This is a genomic window from Haloplanus sp. XH21, assembly GCF_023276355.1.
Taxonomy (GTDB): Archaea; Halobacteriota; Halobacteria; order Halobacteriales; family Haloferacaceae; genus Haloplanus; species Haloplanus halobius.
In genome coordinates this window covers 158724-179947 of record NZ_JALLPL010000002.1, presented here as the reverse complement: position 1 = coordinate 179947, position 21224 = coordinate 158724, and the positions used below count along the sequence as shown (strand labels likewise).

20 protein-coding genes and 3 pseudogenes are annotated in these 21224 nt (G+C 57.9%); 9 read left to right on the top strand and 14 right to left on the bottom strand.

The features are described 5' to 3' along the window. Position 1: 1 nt before the first annotated feature. Positions 2-568 carry a hypothetical protein gene (locus MXB53_RS14295; protein ID WP_079235468.1) on the bottom strand — a complete coding sequence of 189 codons (567 nt, stop codon included), beginning with the start codon at positions 566-568 and terminating at the stop codon, positions 2-4. Between the two features lie 400 nt (positions 569-968). On the opposite strand from MXB53_RS14295, the pseudogene MXB53_RS14290 reads away from it, so the two are divergent. Continuing rightward, a pseudogene (locus tag MXB53_RS14290) lies at positions 969-1091 on the top strand (AAA family ATPase); the annotation flags it as partial. A gap of 741 nt (positions 1092-1832) precedes the next feature. Next, on the top strand, positions 1833-3089 hold the full coding sequence (locus tag MXB53_RS14285) for an orc1/cdc6 family replication initiation protein (RefSeq protein ID WP_004594472.1): 1257 nt from the start codon (positions 1833-1835) through the stop codon (positions 3087-3089). 454 nt (positions 3090-3543) lie between these two features. Here MXB53_RS14285 and MXB53_RS15860 read toward each other — a convergent pair. From MXB53_RS15860 to MXB53_RS14265, 3 genes and pseudogenes are all read right to left on the bottom strand, one after another. Then, a pseudogene (locus tag MXB53_RS15860) lies at positions 3544-4140 on the bottom strand (DUF8170 family protein). Positions 4141-4233: 93 nt separating this feature from the next. Continuing rightward, complete coding sequence (locus tag MXB53_RS14270) at positions 4234-4557, bottom strand: DUF6788 family protein (protein WP_004594473.1); 324 nt, start codon at positions 4555-4557, stop codon at positions 4234-4236. A gap of 171 nt (positions 4558-4728) precedes the next feature. Further along, complete coding sequence (locus tag MXB53_RS14265; protein ID WP_096396483.1) at positions 4729-5547, bottom strand: hypothetical protein; 819 nt, start codon at positions 5545-5547, stop codon at positions 4729-4731. Between the two features lie 228 nt (positions 5548-5775). On the opposite strand from MXB53_RS14265, the gene MXB53_RS14260 reads away from it, so the two are divergent. Both MXB53_RS14260 and MXB53_RS14255 read left to right on the top strand, forming a co-directional pair. Further along, positions 5776-6447: a helix-turn-helix domain-containing protein gene (locus MXB53_RS14260; protein WP_248898261.1), complete on the top strand. Its 672-nt coding sequence runs from the start codon at positions 5776-5778 to the stop codon at positions 6445-6447. Continuing rightward, positions 6444-7139 carry a nucleotidyltransferase domain-containing protein gene (locus MXB53_RS14255; protein WP_248898260.1) on the top strand — a complete coding sequence of 232 codons (696 nt, stop codon included), beginning with the start codon at positions 6444-6446 and terminating at the stop codon, positions 7137-7139. The genes MXB53_RS14260 and MXB53_RS14255 overlap by 4 nt, the downstream gene beginning before the upstream one ends. 123 nt (positions 7140-7262) lie before the next feature. On the opposite strand, the gene MXB53_RS14250 is transcribed toward MXB53_RS14255, so the two are convergent. The 4 genes and pseudogenes from MXB53_RS14250 to MXB53_RS14235 all read right to left on the bottom strand — a co-directional run bounded on the left by MXB53_RS14250 (position 7263) and on the right by MXB53_RS14235 (position 10718). Then, a complete protein-coding gene (locus MXB53_RS14250; protein ID WP_248898259.1) occupies positions 7263-8192 on the bottom strand; it encodes a M78 family metallopeptidase domain-containing protein in 930 nt (309 codons plus the stop codon). 406 nt (positions 8193-8598) lie between these two features. Beyond that, a complete protein-coding gene (locus MXB53_RS14245) occupies positions 8599-8946 on the bottom strand; it encodes a DUF8013 domain-containing protein (protein ID WP_248898258.1) in 348 nt (115 codons plus the stop codon). Positions 8947-9021: 75 nt separating this feature from the next. Continuing rightward, a pseudogene (locus MXB53_RS14240) lies at positions 9022-9861 on the bottom strand (DUF6610 family protein); the annotation flags it as partial. A 74-nt stretch (positions 9862-9935) separates the two neighbouring features. Further along, positions 9936-10718 (bottom strand): DUF8170 family protein, encoded by a 783-nt coding sequence (locus tag MXB53_RS14235; protein ID WP_248898257.1) that lies wholly within the window; start codon positions 10716-10718, stop codon positions 9936-9938. A 115-nt stretch (positions 10719-10833) separates the two neighbouring features. Here MXB53_RS14235 and MXB53_RS14230 point away from each other — a divergent pair, with 115 nt between their 5' ends. Continuing rightward, positions 10834-11310, top strand: coding sequence for an ArsR family transcriptional regulator (locus MXB53_RS14230; RefSeq protein ID WP_248898256.1), 477 nt, complete (start codon positions 10834-10836; stop codon positions 11308-11310). A gap of 456 nt (positions 11311-11766) precedes the next feature. Here MXB53_RS14230 and MXB53_RS14225 read toward each other — a convergent pair whose 3' ends face one another. The 6 genes from MXB53_RS14225 to MXB53_RS14200 form a co-directional block, all read right to left on the bottom strand. Beyond that, positions 11767-12117 carry a hypothetical protein gene (locus MXB53_RS14225; RefSeq protein WP_248898255.1) on the bottom strand — a complete coding sequence of 117 codons (351 nt, stop codon included), beginning with the start codon at positions 12115-12117 and terminating at the stop codon, positions 11767-11769. Positions 12118-12432: 315 nt separating this feature from the next. Further along, entirely contained in the window at positions 12433-13557 is a 1125-nt protein-coding gene (locus MXB53_RS14220; protein WP_248898254.1) for a tyrosine-type recombinase/integrase, read from the bottom strand. Between the two features lie 366 nt (positions 13558-13923). Continuing rightward, entirely contained in the window at positions 13924-15507 is a 1584-nt protein-coding gene (locus MXB53_RS14215; RefSeq protein WP_248898366.1) for a transposase, read from the bottom strand. 159 nt (positions 15508-15666) lie between these two features. Next, complete coding sequence (locus tag MXB53_RS14210; protein ID WP_283102406.1) at positions 15667-16227, bottom strand: COX15/CtaA family protein; 561 nt, start codon at positions 16225-16227, stop codon at positions 15667-15669. Between the two features lie 2 nt (positions 16228-16229). Further along, positions 16230-17291: an iron transporter gene (locus MXB53_RS14205; RefSeq protein WP_345779733.1), complete on the bottom strand. Its 1062-nt coding sequence runs from the start codon at positions 17289-17291 to the stop codon at positions 16230-16232. Beyond that, positions 17278-18582, bottom strand: a complete 1305-nt coding sequence (locus tag MXB53_RS14200) for a twin-arginine translocation signal domain-containing protein (protein WP_248898252.1) — start codon at positions 18580-18582, stop codon at positions 17278-17280. Before MXB53_RS14200 ends, MXB53_RS14205 begins: the two co-directional genes overlap by 14 nt. A 155-nt stretch (positions 18583-18737) precedes the next feature. Between MXB53_RS14200 and MXB53_RS15695 the strand changes: the two genes are divergently transcribed. The 4 genes from MXB53_RS15695 (at position 18738) to MXB53_RS14180 (ending at position 21102) form a co-directional block, all read left to right on the top strand. Then, complete coding sequence (locus MXB53_RS15695; protein WP_283102417.1) at positions 18738-19457, top strand: SCO family protein; 720 nt, start codon at positions 18738-18740, stop codon at positions 19455-19457. Beyond that, positions 19454-19984, top strand: a complete 531-nt coding sequence (locus tag MXB53_RS14190) for a TlpA family protein disulfide reductase (RefSeq protein ID WP_248898250.1) — start codon at positions 19454-19456, stop codon at positions 19982-19984. Before MXB53_RS15695 ends, MXB53_RS14190 begins: the two co-directional genes overlap by 4 nt. Further along, complete coding sequence (locus MXB53_RS14185; protein ID WP_248898249.1) at positions 19981-20640, top strand: cytochrome c biogenesis CcdA family protein; 660 nt, start codon at positions 19981-19983, stop codon at positions 20638-20640. The genes MXB53_RS14190 and MXB53_RS14185 overlap by 4 nt, the downstream gene beginning before the upstream one ends. A 63-nt stretch (positions 20641-20703) precedes the next feature. Continuing rightward, positions 20704-21102 carry a DUF7471 family protein gene (locus tag MXB53_RS14180; protein WP_248898248.1) on the top strand — a complete coding sequence of 133 codons (399 nt, stop codon included), beginning with the start codon at positions 20704-20706 and terminating at the stop codon, positions 21100-21102. Positions 21103-21224 lie beyond the last annotated feature (122 nt).

Below are 21224 nucleotides of genomic sequence, written 5' to 3'. Positions count from 1 at the left end.
GTTACTCTTCGAGACGTTGGAGCAACTGCGCGACGTACTGGTTGTTTTCCCAGCTTTGATGTGTGATGGTCGTGAGCAGCGTTCGAACCGTCTCGTGGCTCAGATGTCCGTTCCGGGCGTAGTCGACGATGAGCCGCGGCGTTGGGACGATCCGCGGCCCCTGCAGCACGGCGTGAATCAGCGGGAAGTTCGTCCCACCAAACTCGTCGGTGAGAAACCCCTCGACAGCAAGCGCGTTCGCGAGGACAATGCCATCGGTCTCGCTGTCATCGAGGCCGAACGTCGGCCGCGAGTCTGGTGTCTCCTCGCGCTCGTACGGATCCTCGATAGTGTAGTGGCCACGGGCTGCGAGGACGTTACTCGCAGCTGCCCCGTGGATATCCTGATACTGCGTGATGTCACGGAGTTCCGCGACCACTTCTGGCGGCACGAATACCTCACACGATGTGAGTAGATACTGGAATGGGTCTGGGGTGCCGGTATCGACAGTCGCGTCGGCTCGGGGAACCGCGAGACTGACGAGTGCGCTGGTGTCGGCGACGACCGTTCGCAGTCGCCGGCCGTTCATCGATCATCGTCGGCTGCGGTGTCGACCGCTGTCGCATCGCCATCGTAGACGTCGACGTCTGATGCCGACGCGGTCTCTGACAGTGCAATTGAGGCGACGCTCGCTGATCGCATCGAGACTGTCCGGGCGGCTATCGGGAGCGTCAACGGATTAGAAACGCGCGACCCGACGCCCCACGAGTCGCTGACCGTGGCGCGCGAATACTGGGGACGTGATGACGACCTTCCCAACGAACTCGTTGAGGACCTCCTTACCGACGATCAGGACGGCAAGCACAGCGAGGACCTCACCGATCGTCTTGCCCGAGTAATCGAACCCGAGATGTGGGATCCACGAAACGGGTGGGTGCAGATCGGCGACCAGTATGCGACGGCCCTCTGGCTAGCCGAGTATCCCACAGAGACGGCGAGTGCGGACGTATCTCTCCAAGATGGTCCAGTACAACCTCGTCGATGCGGAAGGCACGAGCCGGGACCGGGAGTACTCACTCGTCGGTTCGGAAGCTGCGTCGCCAATGCAGTAATATCCTGTCTCCGATTGGGTGAGATCGAGCGGCAATCAATCGAACCCTTGCGGAATCGCGAAACGCCGAAATCACGGGATACTAGTACTGAGTGCCGACCGCGAATCGAGCATAGGCCATGAACAGTTAACCAACAGACCGTCAATACATGCGCTTTGTTGGTTAATCGATGATCTGTATCGGTCGAAATTCGAACCAGATGAACGACAGGGATCACGGAGAGTAGATTCAGAAACGGTCATCGTCGGGAAGTGGGACCGAGCGAAACATGTGGAAAGAGGTCCACGGTCATCGATCGATTGGTGTCGGGAAGGGTAGATTTCGACTGGAATATCGACCAGGCAACGATGGTAGCAGGGAGAGGGCGACCAAAGTTGCCAGTATTGCCAATAATACCGTCGTTTAAGTACCTCTCTCACTCCACCATTGCCAGTAACGAGGGGAGAATGGACGGGAGGGCAGAAGCTGTCACGTCTCTAGTCTAGTTACTGTCATCTAAACCTACTATAGCTAGTTGAGTTTTCGCTAGTGCGGGTATGGTTAAACGTGCAATGTATTAAGAGTATCGTTGGTTAGAGAGGGTCAACGACCCCCTCCAGTTGTTGCAAAGGTTTACTGGCAATAGTGGAGTGTGTGTGTTTTATAAGTGGTTGCGGTACTGGCATAACTGGTTCGAGCGGTGGGTTAGTGGTGATACTGGAACCCATGGTTTTATGATGGTTCTTCGTCTTGAGTCCGCCTATGGGCCGATTCAATCGAGAATCGTTCATCATCCAGGACAAAGACGTCCTCCGGGATGATTACCAGCCAGAGACACTCGAGGAGCGAGACGAAGAACTCGACGAATATGCGGCCGCTCTCCGTCCCGTCATTCAGGGCTGGCAACCGAACAACGTCTTTCTCTATGGCGTTACCGGCGTCGGGAAGACAGCTGCTACGCACGATCTTCTTGAGGAGCTGCAGGAATCCGCCGGAGAGTACGACGACGTCGATCTCAACGTTATTGAACTCAACTGTACTGGCTGCACCACATCCTATCAGGTAGCGGTCAATCTCGTGAACGAGATTCGCTCTCCTTCTCACCCTCTCACCACAGTCTCGTCTTCGCGCGAACCGATGAGCGAAACCGGGTATCAACAAAAACGCATCTTCAACGAACTCTACAACGACCTTGAGTCGATCGGTGGGACTATTCTCGTGGTTCTGGACGAAATCGATAACATCGGCTCGGATGACGATATTCTGTACGAGCTTCCACGAGCACGCTCGCAATTGGATCTCGATGTGAAAATCGGTGTGGTCGGCATCTCGAACGACTTCAAGTTCCGAGAAAACCTCTCTCCAAAAGTCAAGGACACTCTCTGCGAAGAGGAAATCTTGTTCCCTCCGTACGACGCGACTGAACTGCAGAATATTCTCAAGCACCGAGCCGATATCGCGCTCTACGACGATGTCCTCGAATCAGATGTAATCCCATTGTGCGCAGCATTCTCTGCACAGGACTCGGGATCTGCTCGGCAGGCATTACGGTTACTCCGGAAAGCAGCTGATATCGCCGAGAACGACGCGATGGCGGGTGGAGAGGCGAAAATCACCGAAGACCACGTTCGGGAGGCCGAGCATCAGATCCAGCGACAACAGGTTGTCGAAGGGATGCATTCGTTGACCCGGCAGGGGCAATATGTATTGCTGACTGTCTGTCAGCTAGCGGCAGAGGGAGAAACACCCGAACGGACGAAACTGATCTATGAGCGCTATCGAGAGGTTCTTCGTAATCACGGCAGTGAACCACTGAAACGCAGGCGAGTACACGACCACCTGTCGGATTTGAGCCTCCACGGGATCTTACGGTTGGTCGACTCGTCGAGTGGACGCGGGAACTACAACGAATACGAGCTTGATGTCTCTCTGTCGTCGGCCCTCGACGCACTCGAGAGCGAACTAGGTGAGCTCAACGACATTCGTGAAACTGCCAAGCGGCATCGGGTTCTGGAGTGACTTCTCAACCGACAATACCAGTACTGCCAATACCCTCTCCACTTTTGCCAGTAACCGCGCAACCGTCAGTGCCAGTTTCTCCAGTACCCTCTCCGGTGTTGCCAGTAACTTCCTTGTTCCAATCAATCCGACTAGTTACTATCAGGACCACCGTTGCCAATTTCATCAAATAGCGTCTTGTCCTCCGATTTTACTGGCAATAGTGGAGTGTCTGACAGCATCTAAACGAAATTTCATTTACGAGCATTTGTAATCGCTCTCCAGTGGACTACTTATCGCGTGAGGGTTCGTGGTTCGAAGACCCAATCTTGCACGGATTCACCCCGCACTTACTACTCGAAAACGGGGGATGTCTTCCTGTTCGAGTTCATTCGTTGTCTGGGCCATCGGTGAACAGGATTTCGTGGAGAAACGACAGAAACGTCGGGGGTGGGAGTAACCGATTCGTCTCTGTCTACGGGTATTCCTGATCACTCACGAGAGCCTCGGTACACTCGACGAGGTCGTCCTCAGTCGTCCACCGGCAGAGACGCCTAGCATCGTTGAGCATCTCGAAGATCGCGGTCTGCATTCCACTGTAGGGACTCTCGACGGCTACGTTTGTGTCGATCGCGTCCACATCTATCGTATTGTACGTCGTGTTTGAACACGTGCGTCTTCGCAAAGTACTCCTCGAGAGCTGTGAAGTAGCCCTGCTCGACGAGGAAGCAGCCCTGGGCGTGTTCGGTGACGCCCACGATGACGTCTGTATGATCGGCGAGCAGCCGGAACTTGAGGTAGGTTTTCGTCCACTCGCTTCGAATGTTGATCATCAGGAACGCGTACGCACCGGGCTGTCGGTTGAGGCGATCTTCTACGAGCTGGAGAGGACGGATTTCGGGTTTCCCGTAGCTGCCGAGGACAAAGTACGAATTCTCAGCTGAGAAGATCGGCGTGAGCTTCGCAACACTCTGTTTCAGCGCTTCGTATTCTTCCGGTGTGGGTGAGCTTCGTGCAGATACTCGTCGGCTTTCTCGGCGAGTTCGTCGACAGTGACCGGATCCTCACTCATCAACTCGGGACTTCTCCCGTACCCTGCGTCTTTCACTTCGCAGACGGGGTGTCTCCCCGAACAACTGGCCATCCGACTGAGGTACTAGTCCGTCTACTCGTCCGGATTCACTGGGGATTTGTACTTTGATTTGACACGATCTCCTTCCCGCCACTGCCAGTAGTAGTAGCGGTTATCGTTGATCTCCTTGATCGTGATCGTCGCCTTCGTCGGGACATCATCGGGGAGGTCATCGGGTCGCTCGTCGATCTCGTCTTCCTCCTCCGCTTCGGCAAGGCGGGCCTGGCGCTCGCGATGCTCGGCGAGGTCCTCGGCATAGTGGGCAACGTCTCGGAGCAGCTCGGGTGAATAGTCGTTGAGTGTGTCGATGACGTCGGTGGGGAGGTCCGCTGGGGGCGTCGGTGGCTCGTAGGACATGGGCCGATCTGTGTTAACCAACAAAGGCGCAAACCGCATAGTTTTGTTGGTTAAGCCGCTACCAACGGCTCTCACCGGTTCTCCAGCAGCTGTATCAATACTCGAAACTCTCCATCAAGGAGTTTCGTCTGATGTTACAGCCCTTCGAGCATCCTCGAACTCTGGACGAATCTACGAGTTCGAGGGGAGGCGCCCATCAGGTCGTGGGACCTGCCCCTGTTTGATCTCATGATCGACTCGCCGGAGGTGTTTACAGCCGCCCTCGGGCGTACGCTTCCGCCAGTCTGGACACGTACACGACCCGCTGATCACGTCGACTTCGTACCAGTTTCCGGACGCCGATCGGACCTCATAGCGGCCACCCTTTTCGAGCAGCGAGACGGCCATCGATTCGTCGACGGCACGGCTGGTTCGCGGCTCGAGGTCGTCGTGCTGGGTCGAGTGCTCCGTGACGACCATCCGATCGCGCACGTCGCCGGAGCGGCCGCCGTCTGGGGCAACCGCAGCTTCGGGATCCTGGAGGCGATTCGCAAGCAGGGCCTCAACCGGATGCCCCTCCGGCCACAGATAGTGGACTTCCCGCCGCTCGCGATGGTCGTAGGAGCCACAGGCGGCTGCGCTCCCGATCCAGACACGCCACGCCCCGAGTGCTGCCATCACGTCGACGATGACTCGCGGAACAGCGTCGTACTCGTCGGGGTAGAACACCCGGAAGCGAGTACACTCCTCCTGCGGCGGAACCGTCTCCCACCACTCGACGTCGTCGTCCCAACTGTTGCACATCGCGTCGTCCTCTCCGTAGCCGACAGTCACGCCGTCAACCTGCGGTACTTCCACCGATGTGTCGTCAGCCTCTCCTTCGAGCAGCCGAAGGACGGCGTACCGGAGATACTCGTGTTCCGGATGGTCCGAAGATTGGGCGACCTGCTCGTGGTGCTCTGCGACTCGCTCTGCCTCGTCGAGAACGGTCGTTAGATATCGGTCAATCATGGGTCGGTGAAGACGGGAGTGCGCCTCCGCCCCTTGGCGGGCGCTGAAAAACTTAACCAACAAATAGCGATCCATCGTATCCTCTGTTGGTTAATTCATCTCCGCTCAAATTCTGAGCCGGATCGGATTACCGGAGCCAAGAATGGTATATTTGTATAGAGATAATTTTATAGGGAATACGGGGGACAAGACTAATACAGTTAGATGCGATACCGATAACTAACGATGATGGAGTACGTCGACGAGACCGCGGCGAAGATCATGGTCGCGGCCCGGCCGGGCGACTCGATTCGTCGGATCGCCCAGAAGATCGACGGCTCCTACTCGTGGGTCTACGACTGGATCGAGCGGTTGGAGGACGCAGGCTTCATCCGGCGCGAGGACGGCGTCTACATCGAGAATTACGCTGTCAGGGATCGCTACTACGATCTCGTCGCGGCCATCTCTCGCGCTGTTCCCCCCTCAATCGACGAGGGCTACGTTATTCCGCACTTCGCGGGGATGCCCTTTGCGTACACGAAAATCGACGGCGTCTACGTCTGGACCCACGGCGGTTATCAGATCGCCCGCGGCCACGACGACTACCCGATCTTCATACAGGTCGCCGACCAGGACGTCGAACGGTGGACGGCGTTCTTCGACGAGTTCGGCATTCCGAGCCGGATCGAAGAGCGGCCGGATGCAACCGACTACGACGCGACCGTCTCGTACGTGTTGTTCCCGACGAGTGGGGACATCACTCGCGAGTGGGTCGACGGCAATCCGGTCATTCCGTTGGATGAGGCAATCGAGCACATGTTGGAGTACCGGGTGAACTACGAGCCAGCGCTGGAGATGATCGCCGACGAGTATGACCGCGATATCGACGCGTCCCACGAGGATCCGCGTTTGAATGCATGAGCCTCGGCGAACGCGAAGACGAATTGCTGGATACGCTGGAGGCAGTTATTGCGGCTGACCTGCCGTACGTGCTCGTCGGTGGGTGGGCGATCGCGGCGTTCAACCAGCGCTTCACCACGGACGTCGACGTCGTCATTCCGGCACAAGCGGTCGACGACTACACCGACCTTCTCACCGACCGCGGCTACGAGAAAACGGCCGATGTCGAGCGAAACGAACTCTACGAGGGCCGGACTATCCGGTTTACGAAAGACATCGGGAATCCGGTTCAGTTCGACGCGATGGTCGACGCGCTTGGTTGCCGCCAGACGGAAGCTGAGTGGTCGTATCGCTATCTGGCCCAGCACTCTGTCACCGAGGAACTGCGAACCGGGCGCCCGGTAACAGCCAGGATTCCGGAACGGGAGTTGCTGTTCGCGGTGAAACTCCACAGTGGCCGCAAGGCAGACTCCCGGGATCTGGTGGTGCTGGCTGCTGGCGCGGATTTCGACCGGATCGCGACTCATCTGCATCGCGGGGAGTCCACGAAGCTCGCTGGTCGCATCGAGACTGTCCTCGACCGACTCACGTCGGAAGATTTTGCGGACGCGTTCAAGGGGGTCTTCGAACAGCAAACGGTTCCCGAACAGGATATCGATGCCGTCGTTGAGTTCCTTCGTGACCAGCAGCGCCGAATCGATTCTGAACTATAACATCGACTGCCGGTGGGTATGCCTTGGGATCGCTCGAAACACACGGGATCGGACGCCGAACGAATTAACCAACAGTGTAGACAAAGTACCCCCGGAGTTGGTTAACAGCGGGGGAGGGGGTATTCAGCCCTCTACAACTGTGTCGATGATCTCTTGAGCGGTCGAACTGATCCGACCGAGACGCTCCTGAATGCTCTCCGCATCGTCGTCCTGCCACGCGGCAAGATAGAACGCTGACCCGCTCGTATCCAGGTTGAAATACCGCCCGACGATGTACGCAACAGCTTCCGCTTCGACCTCGCGTTTTGCGCGCTCGGGCTCGTCGTCGCCATCGAAATGAAGCAGCGCGTGGGCGTACTCGTGAACCAATGTCACCGCGAGATCGGCCTGATTTGAGCGGGCTTTCGCTTCGACAACGGGCTGGCCCTCGTGGGGAGTCCGGTGTTTGCAGACGCCTTTCGCGTCGCCATGCTCCCACTCGGCAGCGTCGACGACACGGACGTCTATGTCGAGCGTAGTTGCTGCATCGAGGAGTACTGGCACCAGGTCGTCGGCGTCACCAGCTGCCTCGGTTTCCAGCTCGGGGAGCGGTTCGCCCTCGGTTTGAGACACATCGAAGACGGCAGTTGGTTTGAATCCAACCAGTCCTTCGGACCACTCCTCGGCCGGTGTCTCGTCGTAGTCACAGTCGCTTTGCTCGTGGTAGCTCGGTGAGTTCTCGCACTCAGGGCACTGCTTCGTAATAATGGGTGCCCAGATCCAGATCGCCTGTTTGCCCTCTTGGACGTGCCGGTCGAACTCCGACCGCCACGTATTGTAGCCCGCTACGCGGGTTGCCTCGGGATACTGGAGCTTGATCAAGAGGGTGTTGCGATGGGAGTAGTCGTGGAATCGGGACTGGACATCGAGCCACTCCTGGAACTGTTGGCTGGCTTTTGCCTCGTCGACGTCTGCGACGAGCTCGTCGATCCAGTCTTCGATGGTACTGTGCATCTCGTCGTGTCGGGTGTCGGTCTCCTCGAACGAGACCCCCGACTCACTGGCTGTCATCATGGATTGCATCACATCGAGTACGACGACGTCTCCGAGAAGTCAGGACGCGCCGCACCCCTCGGGGGCGCACAATAAACATCGGCGCGACTTCGGGAGGTTTAGATCGGGGCTGCTATCGGAGGCTGGGATTAACAACCAGTGCGACACAATCACCGGGAGGATGGGTCTCGTTGAAACGCTTCGCGGGGTCGTTGGTACTCGGACGTCCACGACATCTACCCTGTATGAGTGCCGGCACTGCGGAACGACCCTTTCCGAGGATGCCGAAACGTGTCCGACCTGTGGTGAAGAAGAGGTTGCCTGCTACCAGTTCTAACCGAATTTCGTTTAGTCTGCACAGATCACGGTCAACACTACTTCTGGCCGGTAGTGTCCAGCAGCCCCCCACAGTGTGAATGGGGATCAGTTAGCGAAGCGCTGCTTTCTCGTCAGCGAGGCCGATCGTGACGAGATACTCGAGGAACGTATCGAACTGGTCGACATCGCTCGGCGTGTCCGTCGCGAGGTGTCGTGCCCACTCGATCGCCCACTGGAACGCGGGATCGGTCCCACCCTTACCATGTATATACCACCAGCGGGCGGCCTTCAGGACGACGAGCGGATTCGTCGGCGGTTGCTCGCTTGCGAGTCCACGAGTGATCGATCGCATTTCCTCGGGTACTTCGGCGGGGTCGACTTCGCCTGATTGGGTGTTCGATACGTCGACTGGAATGTCGTCGATCGAGACGTCGTTCGGACGCTGTTGTTGACTCACGGAAAATCACCTTCTCGGAGGACTTTCTGGATCGAGCCCCCGCCCCCTCCGGGGCGCGAAAAACCACTCGTGGCGTCACGCTGGCGGAATGTACACGCTCTGGTCGCCGGCAATCTCCTCGTGGTTGTTTCGATGGCGATGCGAGATGTAGCACTCGTAGCCACAGAGCACGCCGGTATCATACTCGGCAATGAATGGGCCGCGGCGTGTCGTCCAGACGTTCGCTCCGCATTCGGTACAGGCAGCACTATCGAGATCGGTCAGTGACGGTCCCTCGTATTCGATTTCGAGGGTGTCGCTATGTGGCGTTGAGTCGGGCCAGACGCCGTGAGACTGCCAAAAGGCTTTGATGCGGGCGAGACTGTGTCGGACTGTCTTCCGAACTGTGACGTGGGAGGCGTCACGTCCGCTATCATCCCAGCCGTCAGCCGTCCAGAACTCCCCGAACTGCGCGCCGCGATGCAGCCCGTTCCAGTCGAGGCCGACGATGTCGGCCGGTGGCTCGCCTGTGAGTGTCGGTCGGGTCAACTGCTGGATGACGTCCCACTGTTTCGGTGGGCTGCCACCGAGGATATGCACACGGCGGCCACGCCAGTCAGTCGGCTCGGAGAACTCGTGCGCCAATCGATCGGCATACCCCCGCGAGTAGCCGAGCACGACGCCGTCGGGGATCGTGTCGATCACTTCGCGGCACTTCGGGACGATGACGAGTTCTGCGTCGGGATAACTTGCCTGAATTTCGCGGGCAGCCGCCACGTACTCGTCGACGTCGTCTCCTTCGTACACATCTCCGATCACGCCAACCTTGGGTTCGTATTCGAAAAACCGGGCGACGTATCGGTCCAGATCGGGATTTCGAAAGTCGTTATCCAACATTCCAACGGGGATGTCCAGGTTCTGATACTGGGTCTGCTTTCGATTGGGCACGCTGATGTCGAACAACAACGGAAGACCTTCCCTTAAGATTAGAATTAATATTAAAACTGGATTTATCGTTGTTCCCACCCTGGTCTCGGTGACCCTGGAAGATCATCTGTAGCGCCGAGTAACTCTTCCACAGTCGTCCAGGGATAACATCGTCCGTGGAGTTCGAAGAGACGGAAGTCATTCAGATGCACCCAGCTGTACGACGGAACCTCGATATCGTGTTCCTCAAGCGTGGTTCTCACCGCATCGACCGATATGTCGATCCCAGTGTCGTCCGCTCGTTCGACGAGGGCCTCGAGTTCTGCAGTCTTCGTCTCATCATCGATGCCGGTGGCAGCGCTGATCTGCGCAGCAGCAGCGATTACATCACGTTCGTCGGTGAGGTGGTCCTCCGTTTCCCATTGGTATGCGCGCGGGAAGGCGTACGCCTTCTCGAAGTACTCTGTTTCGCCCAGTTTGCCGAGTTCGTTGATCTCACCGCCCGCATCTTGCTCGAACACAGCAGCCACATAATCACAGAGTGTCGCCGTGATATGGAACTTCACGCGGAACTCCGGAAGTCGGGGGAGGTCGATGTCTGAGAGGTCTCCAATGAGGAAGGCATATGTTCCGTATCGGCGGTTCAGCCGATCACTGACTGCCCGTACGCGTCGGAGATACGGATCGCGGTAGCTTCCGAGGACGAGATACGCGGTTTGATCCCGGTCGTAGATTGCTGGTGTCTCACTGTTTGCCCACGAGAGGATTTGCACGGCCTCCATTGACCCGACGTCGAGCCCGCGTAAGGCCTGCTGCACAGCCTTCATGATCTTGCCCGAGTTCGGGGGCACAGATGGAGCACTCATAAGTGGGAACTATACTGGCTGAGTAAAAGGCGTTTCTAACTAACTCAGTGTTTCGGTGATTCTATTGACTTGTTCAACCCAAACCGTTATGCAGTCGAGCCCACTACTCTACAGTATGAGCGACACGGCCCCGGAAGGGTTCGAGGATCCCTTCGCAGAGCAGCAGCGGATGCGTGAGCTGCTCTCCCAGGAGACGCGCCATCTCATCTTGCAGTTGGTTCTCGGTCATCCAGCACACCTCGCGTCGTTGGCCGAGCTCGACTACATGATTCCGAAGAACGAGGCAGCCATCCTCGACCAGCTCGAGACACTCAAAGAGGCAGGAATCCTCGACGTCTACGTGCACGAACCCAACGTGTCGACGCGAGACCTCCCGTCAAAGTTCTGGGGACCGACCGAGCGCGGGGTTGAGATCCTCTACGAGCATAACTTCCTGCGGGGCGTCCCGGTTGCACGCGCGGTCTACGAAGAGACGAAAAAATCCGAGCGGGTGCAGCGCCACGAGGACGCACCGCGGCCGACGCTTCCCGCAGCCGTTAGAGAGGCACTCGAATTCGACGAACCGGATATGGAAGAGGCTGAGGTTTCCTAGGGTTCGTCAGGAGAATCTCGAGGAGAGCGGTTTCTCGCTGCCTCCAAGTTGGCTGGTACTTTGAACGCCATATCCGTCGCTGCGACTGTTGGAAGCGATGGTTAATGGCTGCGAGCGCCTTTTCATCTGAGTGTATTCATGGTGTCTTCCCCGATGAATGTTCTCTCAGAGCTACCATGGTAGCTCTAAGCTACCGCTATCTTGGCGCCTTGCTGTGAGACTATGAATGGGCTGTGTTGACCTTAATTCTAATCTTAACATTAAATATTGCTGGGTAGCTCATAGAAACAAGTATGGCGTTGAGGTTGGCTCAGTTGATACCATAAATGACTAACACAAATTTTCCACGAAATACAAGGCTGTCGCAAGAAGAGAATGAATAGTGATTAGCGCAGTCCGATTCATCACGAGGGAAGAATTAGCCGGGTTCTATGTAACTACTGGACAGGCAGCTGGTCAGAATCCCGAACTGTGAATCTTGACTCGGAGGCCAACTGCCGCAAGTGCGAGACCTCCGTAAATCAGTATGTCAAGTGGACTCAGTAATCCTGCTTCGAGGAAGATTGGGATCGCGAGATAGATTCCGATACAGACGCCTGCGAGGTATCCGAACGACCAGTATCGAGACGCATCTACAGTCATCACCGCACTCACAATTGAAACAGGAATCACCCACCAGAAGATACCTGATGGGAGCATACCTTGCTCAACCAGCAAAGGAACGAGTTCACTAATCAGGAGGGCAACAACGACGGTCTCGACAATCATCCCGAAACCTCGTTCGAGACCGTGGTCCATACCTGGCATCTTGCCAGAGTATCATTGGTGTGAGAAATAGATATTTCGTCTGTACTTAGCGATATAGTCACCAGGCACATCGTCCCGCCTTCGTACCCGATAGCGATCTACGTTCAGCACGACTCCGGCAACTTTTCAGACCTCAAGTGTTCAACAAAGCTTGGGAGTTCTCACGCTTCCATCCGTAACCAATGATAGCTGAGACACTACAGCTGACCGGTTTCTTCTAGAATTAACCTTAATATTAGGATTAATACATGGTCAGAGGAGTTCCCCTCTGCTTTAACCAACAGTCTCCATACAATTGGAATAGTGTTGGTTAATTCAGTCCTTGAGGAGATCGTCGACTTGCTTCGCGGTTTCAGCTGCTTGGATGTCGGAGTACGACTCGTGGGTCGTCTCGATGCTCGCGTGTCGGAGTGCTGATTGGGCAAGTTCGGCGTGGCCGCTCGCGTAGAGCTCGTGACCAAGCCCTCGACGGGCACCGTGTGGCTTCAGGTAGTCACCGTCGACGTCGAGGTCAGCGTCATCACACAGCCGCTTCATCAGGTTGCGAGCACCGTTCGTCGAGAGCGCTGGTGGGACGACCTCATGTTCTCGGAGCACTGTGTCGATATCACTGTCGTCGAGGATGGTCTCGATCTCGTCGTCCGACATTCCCTCGTGGGCCAGCTGCTCGCGAACGGCGCGATATTTCGACGGAGCGTGCCCGCTGGGAAAGACCGGCCACTCGTCGGTCGGTGGATCGAGGACAGTCCTGTACCGCTCTAAAGCCGTGGCGGCCCGCTCGGGAAGCTGTGCGTACTCGTACGCTCGTGACTTCCCGAGGACGCGGACGGCGCCGGCGCCGAGTTGGACGTCTCCCCAGGTGATGCCGTTCCGCTTGTCGTCGGAGGGTTCAGCGAACACCTCCGCGCCGCGAACGCCCGAGAGCCCCAGGAGATAGACGATCGCTCGGTCGCGAAAGGCCCGATTACGACTCACGTCCGCTTCCTCGTCAAGGGCGTGGTCGACACGTTCGTCGACGTAGCGCATGATCGCCCGCCGCTCCTTTTCCCGCCAGAACTGCCGGTCGGCGTCACCGAGATCCTCGGGGAGCTCGTCGGTGGCACGCTTCGCTTTGGCCGGGTTCGTATCGAGGAGCTCGTCGGCCACGCAGAACGTGAGGAACGCGCGGACGTACGCGTAGTAGGTGGTCGCGGTACTCGCTTTCAAATCGCCGTCGCGGGCCTGCTTTTTGAGATGACGCGCGTATCGGCGGCAGTCGAGGACGTCCAGGTCCTCGAGGTCCGTCACACCGCGCTCCTCGCGCAGCCAGGTTCGCCACGTCGCGAGGGTCGACGCGAAGTTCTTTCTGGAGTTACCAGCCTCGACGCTGTCGAGGTACTGCTGGATGGCCGTCTCGACCGGTGTTCCCCCGGGTGTAGCGTCTCCCTCGTCGGGTTCCATGGTTCGTGCTCGACCGACGGCGGCGACCCACGTAAATCCACTGTGTACAACTGGGATAATACACAGTGAGTCTGTATTCTTGAATTCCCCCTATATCGAAGGATAGACAGGCCATAACGACGATATTCTGATTTATAAATTGCATATGGCTATACAGAGTCTCGGGTGCCGGAAGTTCACAGTTTCGGAGGATGGGCTAGTTTCGGGTTGAATCGCCGACCACTCGGTACAATTTCGCGTGGTTAGTGGCCGGGGTCAGTACTGATTGGACTCCACTCCCGAGCGCGCATCAACAATTGCGCGGAAATCGGCGATGCTGGACAGCGTTTCCACTCAGCCACGGCGGGCGTTCTATTGTACGAGCGTTCAGTCGGGTGGTATCAGCGCCGAGGCGACGAGCTCGACACACTCTCCAGCGGTCAACACGGGCTCGTAGTCTATCTCGCCGTCAACGCCAGCCTTCAGCAGGAAATCAGTCAGCCGCCAGATGTTGTACAGCAACACGGCGAAGACGAAGTAGAACAGCCTGACGCGGTAGTCTTTCGACGAGGTATTCGCGAGGAAATCGTGTTTGATGCTCTTGTACTCGTTTTCGATCTGCCAGCGGCGGCTATACCGCCGACAGAACGACTCGGCCTCTTCCGGCCCGACTCGGAGATTCGTCGCGAACACGGCGGTCCCCTCACCGCTCGTGGGCGGAACGTAGAGAAACCGCAGTTCGTGCGAGCCCGACTCAACATTCACGGAAGCGGTCTCGACCGCAACCTCCTGCCCATCCGCGTCCATCTGGGCGATAGCCTCCCGCTCGGTGCTGGTGATTCGTTTCGGGATGAGGTAGTTGACATCGTGGTTCTGGAGCGTCTGGAACACCCGCATCGAGTCGAATTCGCGGTCGCACAACACTGTCTCGATGGGAACGTGTTTTTTAGCTTGTTCGACCAGCCGTCGAACCACACGGTGAATCTGATTCGGTGGGTTGTCATCCCAGGGGGAACTCTCGCGGACGGGCTCGACCGCGAGTACGAGCGGGATATTCCGCCCGATGATCGACAGCGTGGCGAACTTGAACGCCCGGCCGTCGCGGTCTTTCGTCCCGCTGACCATCGGCATCTCGTCGGTGTCCCCGTAGTAAGGAATCGTAGTGATGTCGATGGCGGCCGTCACTGGCCGCCGGAACGAGGCTTCCGACCCGATAACAGAGCAGAGCCGCTCGGTCACATCGGTGAAGCCGTCGATGAGCTCGTCCGGTGCGAACTGTTTGACCGCTCGCAGATGGGTATCGCCGTGTGGACCGTAGTCGTCTCCATGCCGGAACTGGAAGCGAGCGGCTCCCTGCGCAGTCCCACAACCGACCATCCCCATGAACGTCTGCAACTCGAAGAACCGCGTGTCCTCGTAGGAGGCGTTCGCGGCCCGGTCTGACTCGAAGTAGCCGAAGGCGTGATCACGCGCGAGACGTGTCGTCTGAACGATCTCATCCTGCGAGAACGATTCATCCTCTGATGCGTTCTCCTCTACTGGAGATTCCTCGACGATCTCTGCCTTGGGGCGAACCTCCGGCGCAGGTATCTCGAAATCGTGGACCTCTTTGACGACGAAGTGTGCGGCGGTCTGCACGTACTCCTGGACAGCCTCATCGAATCGATTCCGCCACGCACGCGAGAACGCCGATTCATCAGGCACTCGGCTGAAGCCAAGGATAGTGCCCACTTCCGGTTGCTGTTTCAGTCGTCGCGTGAAGGCGGCGTACGACTCACCCGTAATCTCCATGAACATGAACGCGAGGACCATCGCGCGAAAGGAAAGTGGTGCAGGATGCCACGCTGGATACCCATCTTCAATCGAATCAATCGTCTGCTCTAGATTCTCGAACGCCGTGACGAGATCGGTATGTTGGAGATCCTCTCGGATAGCGATTCCAAGTTGATAAGCTTCGCACAGATACCGCATTCGAGGACGGTCATCGAGGTGTGTCTCACCGGAGTCACTCATGCGTGGCACTGAGAGAGTCAGAGACCCAACTCTTCGAGAACTGATAGCAGACGAGAGACCCCTCGAGGCTGTGAATGTGCATCCGTATGCCCGCGCTCTGCCTGCTGGCCCGGGCCATTAGTCCCCTTTTGTGAGCGAGCGCTTTCCACGTGACGCATCGATCCCCAATCGATGAGTTACATAATCGATAACTGTTGTCGTACAGAGCATCAGCAGGATCACGATCGCGGTACCGAGGTGACTGGTCACAATCAGCGGTTGTAGATTCGCGGTAACGGTGAGTCCACCCAGTACGACCTGAACCGGCAGCAGCAAGAGGGCAACAGCAGCGGCCCGTCGCACGAGCGGTTGTTTCTGGAGCCGATACGCCGCACCCGCAGTCGTAAGAATACCCAACCCGACAACCATCGCCACGCCTCGATGCGCCCACTCTGCGAAGATCTGTAGCGCCGTGTACGGAGAGCTATTGATGATCTCGGGGTGTAGGAACGGAACGACAGTCCCGTAACACGTCGGCCAATCCGGACACGACAGCCCCGCACCGATCGCACTCGTGTACGCTCCCAGTAACATCAGGACGTAGGTGCCGATCAGTACGCTACCGGAGAGATGGTAGTACTTGAGCCGGTCCGCTCCAGGTAATGTCCTCACAGATCGTATCGAGATCGAGTGAGTCATGGTTAGAGTGATACCGTCATCTCGTCCATCTCGAAGAACGCGGTTTCGTAGCCTTCGTGACGAGCGGTCTGTGGTGGTGAGTCGACGGTAATCGTCAGTTCGTCGCCTGATTCGACACTGTCGACCACCGCACCGTAGTGGTATCCCAGCTCCGGATCGATTGTCGACTGGAGGATGTCGTCATAGACGGCGTCGTCGCCTCGGTTCAATGTCCCAGACAGGGACATCAGCGGCAGCATATAGCGGTTGTAGGGTGTTCGGGGAGAGATAGCGAGGTAGCGTTCATCTTCGCTCCCGCCGAACGGGGTGGCGTCGGTCAGGGTCGTGACGACGAATTTCGCATCACCACTCGTTGCTGACCCACGGACGGTTCCCGGCAGGTCGGTCTCTGTTGGCACTTGCGTACTTGGCATCATCTCCATTCCCATCGGGTCGACGGCACCCTTCGTTCCCTCCGTGTCCGATGGAATATCTCGATACATGATCTCCTCAAGTGCCGACTGCTGGAAGTCGAACTCGAACGAGAATGTGGCCTGTCCCTGATTGTTCTCGAGGGATCCTGTCCGCCGCGTCGATGGGGAGCCGATACTCACCTCGACCTGGTACGTTCCGTTACCGCCAAGTTGAACGTTATCACCGAAGTGAAAGCCCATCGGCTGGGAGAGCATCGGCCAAGGGGCGAGCTGGGCGACGCTCTCACCGTCTTGTGTGATCTGGACCTGTGGATTGATGTCCGGCGGGACGATTCCCGTCTCAGTCTCCCAGACGACCGGCATCAGGTGAACCGAGTCATTTGACTTGATGTCGACTTTCTTCCGACGACTGCCCGTCACGAGCCAGAACCGATGCGGATACGTGTAGGTCAGCGCGCACTTGTAGCTGCCATTTGACTGCATCCCGGCCATCTCCATCCCCTCGATATGGGTCGGCATGTACACCGCATTCGGCCGATTCTCCGGCAGTGGCGGTGCCCTCACAGACCGTGTCTCGAACAGGCCAGTACACCCTGCGAGGCTGCCGACAGTCGCAGTTCCGACAACGCCGAGGAGTTCACGACGACGCATTAGCCACCTCCTGGGTGGAGTCAGTCGTGGGCCTTGCGGGTGGAAGTGCCCGCAAGGGTCGTGGCGGAACGAGGTAGTTCCCGCGATGCTGGGTTCGGATGTACTGGAGGATACCGTTGTTGTTGCGCTGCCCGACGGCCGACTGTTCGGCGATTTCGGTGCCGTTCATCGCTTCGCGAGTCTTGACGAAGTCGCTGATTTCGCGTTGAATCGCGAGGAAGTGAAGGCCAGCGTGCCCATCGTCGGTCGAATCGAAATCGCGCCTGAGGATGATCGGTGAATCGTCTTCGCGAGCGCTGAAGGATTTCTGTGAGTGGCCGACGACACCCATCTCCCGAGCTGTCTCGTCCGCAGGGGCACACTCATCAATCTTGCTCGAATCACCCAGGTTGTCGCCAGCCCCCTCGATGACGTCGTTCTCGGCGTGATACGGGCAGAACATCTTCGCTTCACGCTGCCACCGATCGTCCTGATTGTACCACTGACCGAGGTTCAGCCGGAGTTTCGAGATGTGTTGGGTCGTCCCGTCGGCGTACGGTCCAGACTGGATCGTCACGCGGTCTTCGCTGGCCTGGTTCTTCGTGAAGCCCGATTTGAATCCCATGAACAGCGGAGCATCCTCGGGGACCTTGTCCGAGGGAACCCCCTCGATATCGGCGTTCTCTGCGGGTAATCCATCGCCGACAAAGCCAGTCCGGCGGTCGCCCACCTCGAAGACGTCAGTCAACGCTGCGTCCGGTTGGTCGACACCGTTGAGGGTCTCCTTGGTCCCTTTGAGCGCCTCCTCGGCCCCGAGGACGACCTGCGCGTGGTTGCTCGCCAAGTGGACAACTGCGTCCGGGGTGTCCAGTTCGGGGTCCTCGAACGGAGCCAGCGCCTCAGGATCAGGAAGGTCGACGCTCTCCGGAAGCGACGAATCGAACCGGTCGAAATACGCGGGCGAGTAGCTCATCGTCACGAGCAGTCCGTCTCCACTCCGTTCGTAGGCGTGTTCGATACCTTGGAGTGCCGTCTCGACCGCGTTTCGGTCGGTCGCGTTCGGGGGACCGCTCTCTCGGAGGTTCAGGAACAGAAGGACGCGGTGGTGGGGTGCGATAACGTTACCGTGATCATCGGTCGGAAGAACCTCGTTCCAGGCGTGCTGTCGCCGCGGATACGATGATAGGTCGTCGGGTCCGGTCGGCACGTCGACCTCTTCGCGGCCAAGACATGCACTGAACGCCGCTGTGCCACCGATGGCGACGGCTGCTTTCAGGAAATCCCGGCGTGGGATACCTCTATCCTCGGGCATTACGCGTCGGTTTGTGTCTCCGTCGAAAAGCGGTTCTGGTAGGGTTCTCGAATCGGCCATCTCTACGAGCGGTAGTTGCTTCCCACTGCACTGCCGGATTCGAGAACCCAACCACACGGCTTTCAGACCCAGAACGGATAGCGTCACAAATGAGTATGCAGCGACGGAACTATCTCCAAGGGCTCACAGCGCTTGGTGTCGTTGGTACAGCAGGTTGTCTCGGAGTTACTGACTCGAACCCGAATGTCGTTCTTGCGGAGCCGGACCGACAGTTCTCGAGTTCCGACGTCCCCTATCCCGCCTGGGGCGAACAAATCCCCGACGTAACGGTTCCCGCTCCGTTAGAAAATCGTCAGGTGGGCATTCGGACGGTCGAGAAACCCCGCCTGCTAACGTTTATCTATACCTACTGTCCGACCGTGTGCCCCGTGTTGACTTCGACGATGCGGAACGTCCAGACACACGCGCTCAATAACGGCTACGGTGAGCAGGTCGAATTCTTCCCCCTTACGTTCGACCCGGCGCGGGACACCGCGGACCGACTCCGTCAGTATGCCGAGAAGATGAACGTCGATGCGGACGCCGGAAACTGGCACTTCCTCCGTCCGCAATCGAAAGAGCGGGCGAAACAAGTCATTCAAGAACAGTTCGGCGTGGCGTTCCAGAAACAATCAACGACCCCATCCACTGACAGTAGCCAGAACCAGACCGAGAGCGGCGACGGACACCACCACGACCACGGGGACTACAAATTCGTCCATACGCCGATGACACTACTCGTCAACGCCGACGGCTACGTCGAGCGTGCGTATCGGACGAAGTCACCAAACGCCGAGCAGATCATCGCTGATCTGAAGAACGTCAGAAACGCATGAATCGACGTCGGGTTCTGACCGCACTCGCCGGGATTGGTCTGACCGGCGGTAGCGTCTGGGCGATGCAGAACGGTTTGCCTGTGGGCGACACGTCCGGTCTTCCCGTCACCGTCGAGACCATCGATGCTTCGGGCTCCGAGGCGGGGCAGAAACAGATTCCGGTCCCTGGGACACCCACTATCATCGATCTCTTTGCGACGTGGTGCGCGCCCTGCAAGGAACAGATGGACGCTCTCAGTTCCGTCTACCCCGAGTACGCAAACCGCGTCACGTTCGTATCCGTGACGAACGAGCGTGTCGGTGGAACGCTCTCGAAGGACGACATCAGAGAGTGGTGGCGAAACCACGACGGCAATTGGACAGTCGGACTCGATCCCGAGAGTGACCTCATGTCGGCGCTCGGGGCAGGCGGACTGCCGTACCTTGCAATTGTCGATGCTTCAGGAACGGTACGCTGGGAGCACGGCGGCGTTACGGATGTAGCCACACTCCGAGCAGAGCTCGATCGAACACTCGATTCGACATGACGTCGCCAGCACTGTACGGCGCAGTCGTCTTTGCGGCGAGCGCGGGGCTCGCTACGTTCTTCGCTCCGTGTGCGTTCCCGCTTCTACCTGGATATGTTGGTTATTACATCCAGCAGAGCGAGAGCGACACCCCGGGGATTCCGTCGGCAGCGGCGGCAGCTATCGGTTCGCTCACCGCGCTGGGGATCATTGCCGGTCTCGCGTTCGCACTCGGCCAGCGACTCACGTCGATGTTGCCACTTCTGGAGCCAGTTGTTGGCGTCGGGCTAGTTGGGTTCGGCCTCCTCGTCTTATTCGACCGCACGCCGACCGCGCATGTCTCATTGCCTCAACGGCCGGAGTCCGTCCTCGGATTCGGTATATTTGGAGCAGTTTACGCGCTCGCCGCGGCAGGCTGTGTGGTTCCGCTCTTTCTGGGAGTCGTTACACAAGCAGTGACACTGTCTCTTCCCGGTGGAGTTGCCGTGCTGGGTGTCTATGCGGCGTCGGTGACCGCTCCCCTGGTTGGCGTGACTCTACTCACGAGTGCCGGTGTTGAATCGTGGCGCGATCTCGGGCGGTACGCTGGGCAGATACAACGCGTTGCTGCTGGTGTGATGATCATAGCAGGAATCGGTCAGCTATATCTTTCCATCGTCGTGCTGGATGTCGTCTAGACGTGATTCGGGAATCAGACCAGTACGATTTAGCGAATTCGAACAAAATGGTGCAGTGAAACGATGGCACAGTCTGTGCTCGCGGAGATGGCCGCGGAGTGGGTTCCGACCGGGTACGCTCCATTGCTCTTCGTCGGGCTACTTCTCGCGGGAATCGGAACTGTGGTACTCTTTTGTTTCGGGATAGCTGCGTATCGTCGACGCCGATCGAGCGAATATCTGTTGGTCACTCTTGCCCTGGGGGCCCTCGTCCTCCGGACGCTCGTCGGATGGGGAACGGTTGTCGGAGCTGTTCCGATGATCGTTCATCATGTCATAGAACACGGCCTGGATTTCACGATAGCCGTGCTCATCCTCTACACTGCGTATCAAAGTCGGTCGAGTCCTCCGACGGCTACTCAGGGAAACGGTCGCTATACCCAACAAGAGGCGTCAACGAGTGGCTTTGGTGATAGTGAGTGATAGCGTTCCTATCCGGGTTCTTGGAGGTTCTGTTCGGTGTTCTGACGTTCTCCCGATTCGGCTTTCTCGCTGGCGTCAGTCTCCTCTCAGTTGGTTGGAATGGGATTCCTCACAGATATCGT

What these genes read in the sequence shown, in the direction of transcription:
- MXB53_RS14295 (WP_079235468.1), bottom strand. Translation starts at nt 568, where the DNA reads ATGAACGGCCGGCGACTGCGAACGGTCGTCGCCGACACCAGCGCACTC.
- MXB53_RS14285 (WP_004594472.1), top strand. Translation starts at nt 1,833, where the DNA reads ATGGGCCGATTCAATCGAGAATCGTTCATCATCCAGGACAAAGACGTC.
- MXB53_RS14270 (WP_004594473.1), bottom strand. Translation starts at nt 4,557, where the DNA reads ATGTCCTACGAGCCACCGACGCCCCCAGCGGACCTCCCCACCGACGTC.
- MXB53_RS14265 (WP_096396483.1), bottom strand. Translation starts at nt 5,547, where the DNA reads ATGATTGACCGATATCTAACGACCGTTCTCGACGAGGCAGAGCGAGTC.
- MXB53_RS14260 (WP_248898261.1), top strand. Translation starts at nt 5,776, where the DNA reads ATGGAGTACGTCGACGAGACCGCGGCGAAGATCATGGTCGCGGCCCGG.
- MXB53_RS14255 (WP_248898260.1), top strand. Translation starts at nt 6,444, where the DNA reads ATGAGCCTCGGCGAACGCGAAGACGAATTGCTGGATACGCTGGAGGCA.
- MXB53_RS14250 (WP_248898259.1), bottom strand. Translation starts at nt 8,192, where the DNA reads ATGATGACAGCCAGTGAGTCGGGGGTCTCGTTCGAGGAGACCGACACC.
- MXB53_RS14235 (WP_248898257.1), bottom strand. Translation starts at nt 10,718, where the DNA reads ATGAGTGCTCCATCTGTGCCCCCGAACTCGGGCAAGATCATGAAGGCT.
- MXB53_RS14230 (WP_248898256.1), top strand. Translation starts at nt 10,834, where the DNA reads ATGAGCGACACGGCCCCGGAAGGGTTCGAGGATCCCTTCGCAGAGCAG.
- MXB53_RS14225 (WP_248898255.1), bottom strand. Translation starts at nt 12,117, where the DNA reads ATGCCAGGTATGGACCACGGTCTCGAACGAGGTTTCGGGATGATTGTC.
- MXB53_RS14220 (WP_248898254.1), bottom strand. Translation starts at nt 13,557, where the DNA reads ATGGAACCCGACGAGGGAGACGCTACACCCGGGGGAACACCGGTCGAG.
- MXB53_RS14215 (WP_248898366.1), bottom strand. Translation starts at nt 15,507, where the DNA reads ATGCGGTATCTGTGCGAAGCTTATCAACTTGGAATCGCTATCCGAGAG.
- MXB53_RS14210 (WP_283102406.1), bottom strand. Translation starts at nt 16,227, where the DNA reads ATGACTCACTCGATCTCGATACGATCTGTGAGGACATTACCTGGAGCG.
- MXB53_RS14205 (WP_345779733.1), bottom strand. Translation starts at nt 17,291, where the DNA reads ATGCGTCGTCGTGAACTCCTCGGCGTTGTCGGAACTGCGACTGTCGGC.
- MXB53_RS14200 (WP_248898252.1), bottom strand. Translation starts at nt 18,582, where the DNA reads ATGCCCGAGGATAGAGGTATCCCACGCCGGGATTTCCTGAAAGCAGCC.
- MXB53_RS15695 (WP_283102417.1), top strand. Translation starts at nt 18,738, where the DNA reads ATGCAGCGACGGAACTATCTCCAAGGGCTCACAGCGCTTGGTGTCGTT.
- MXB53_RS14190 (WP_248898250.1), top strand. Translation starts at nt 19,454, where the DNA reads ATGAATCGACGTCGGGTTCTGACCGCACTCGCCGGGATTGGTCTGACC.
- MXB53_RS14185 (WP_248898249.1), top strand. Translation starts at nt 19,981, where the DNA reads ATGACGTCGCCAGCACTGTACGGCGCAGTCGTCTTTGCGGCGAGCGCG.
- MXB53_RS14180 (WP_248898248.1), top strand. Translation starts at nt 20,704, where the DNA reads ATGGCACAGTCTGTGCTCGCGGAGATGGCCGCGGAGTGGGTTCCGACC.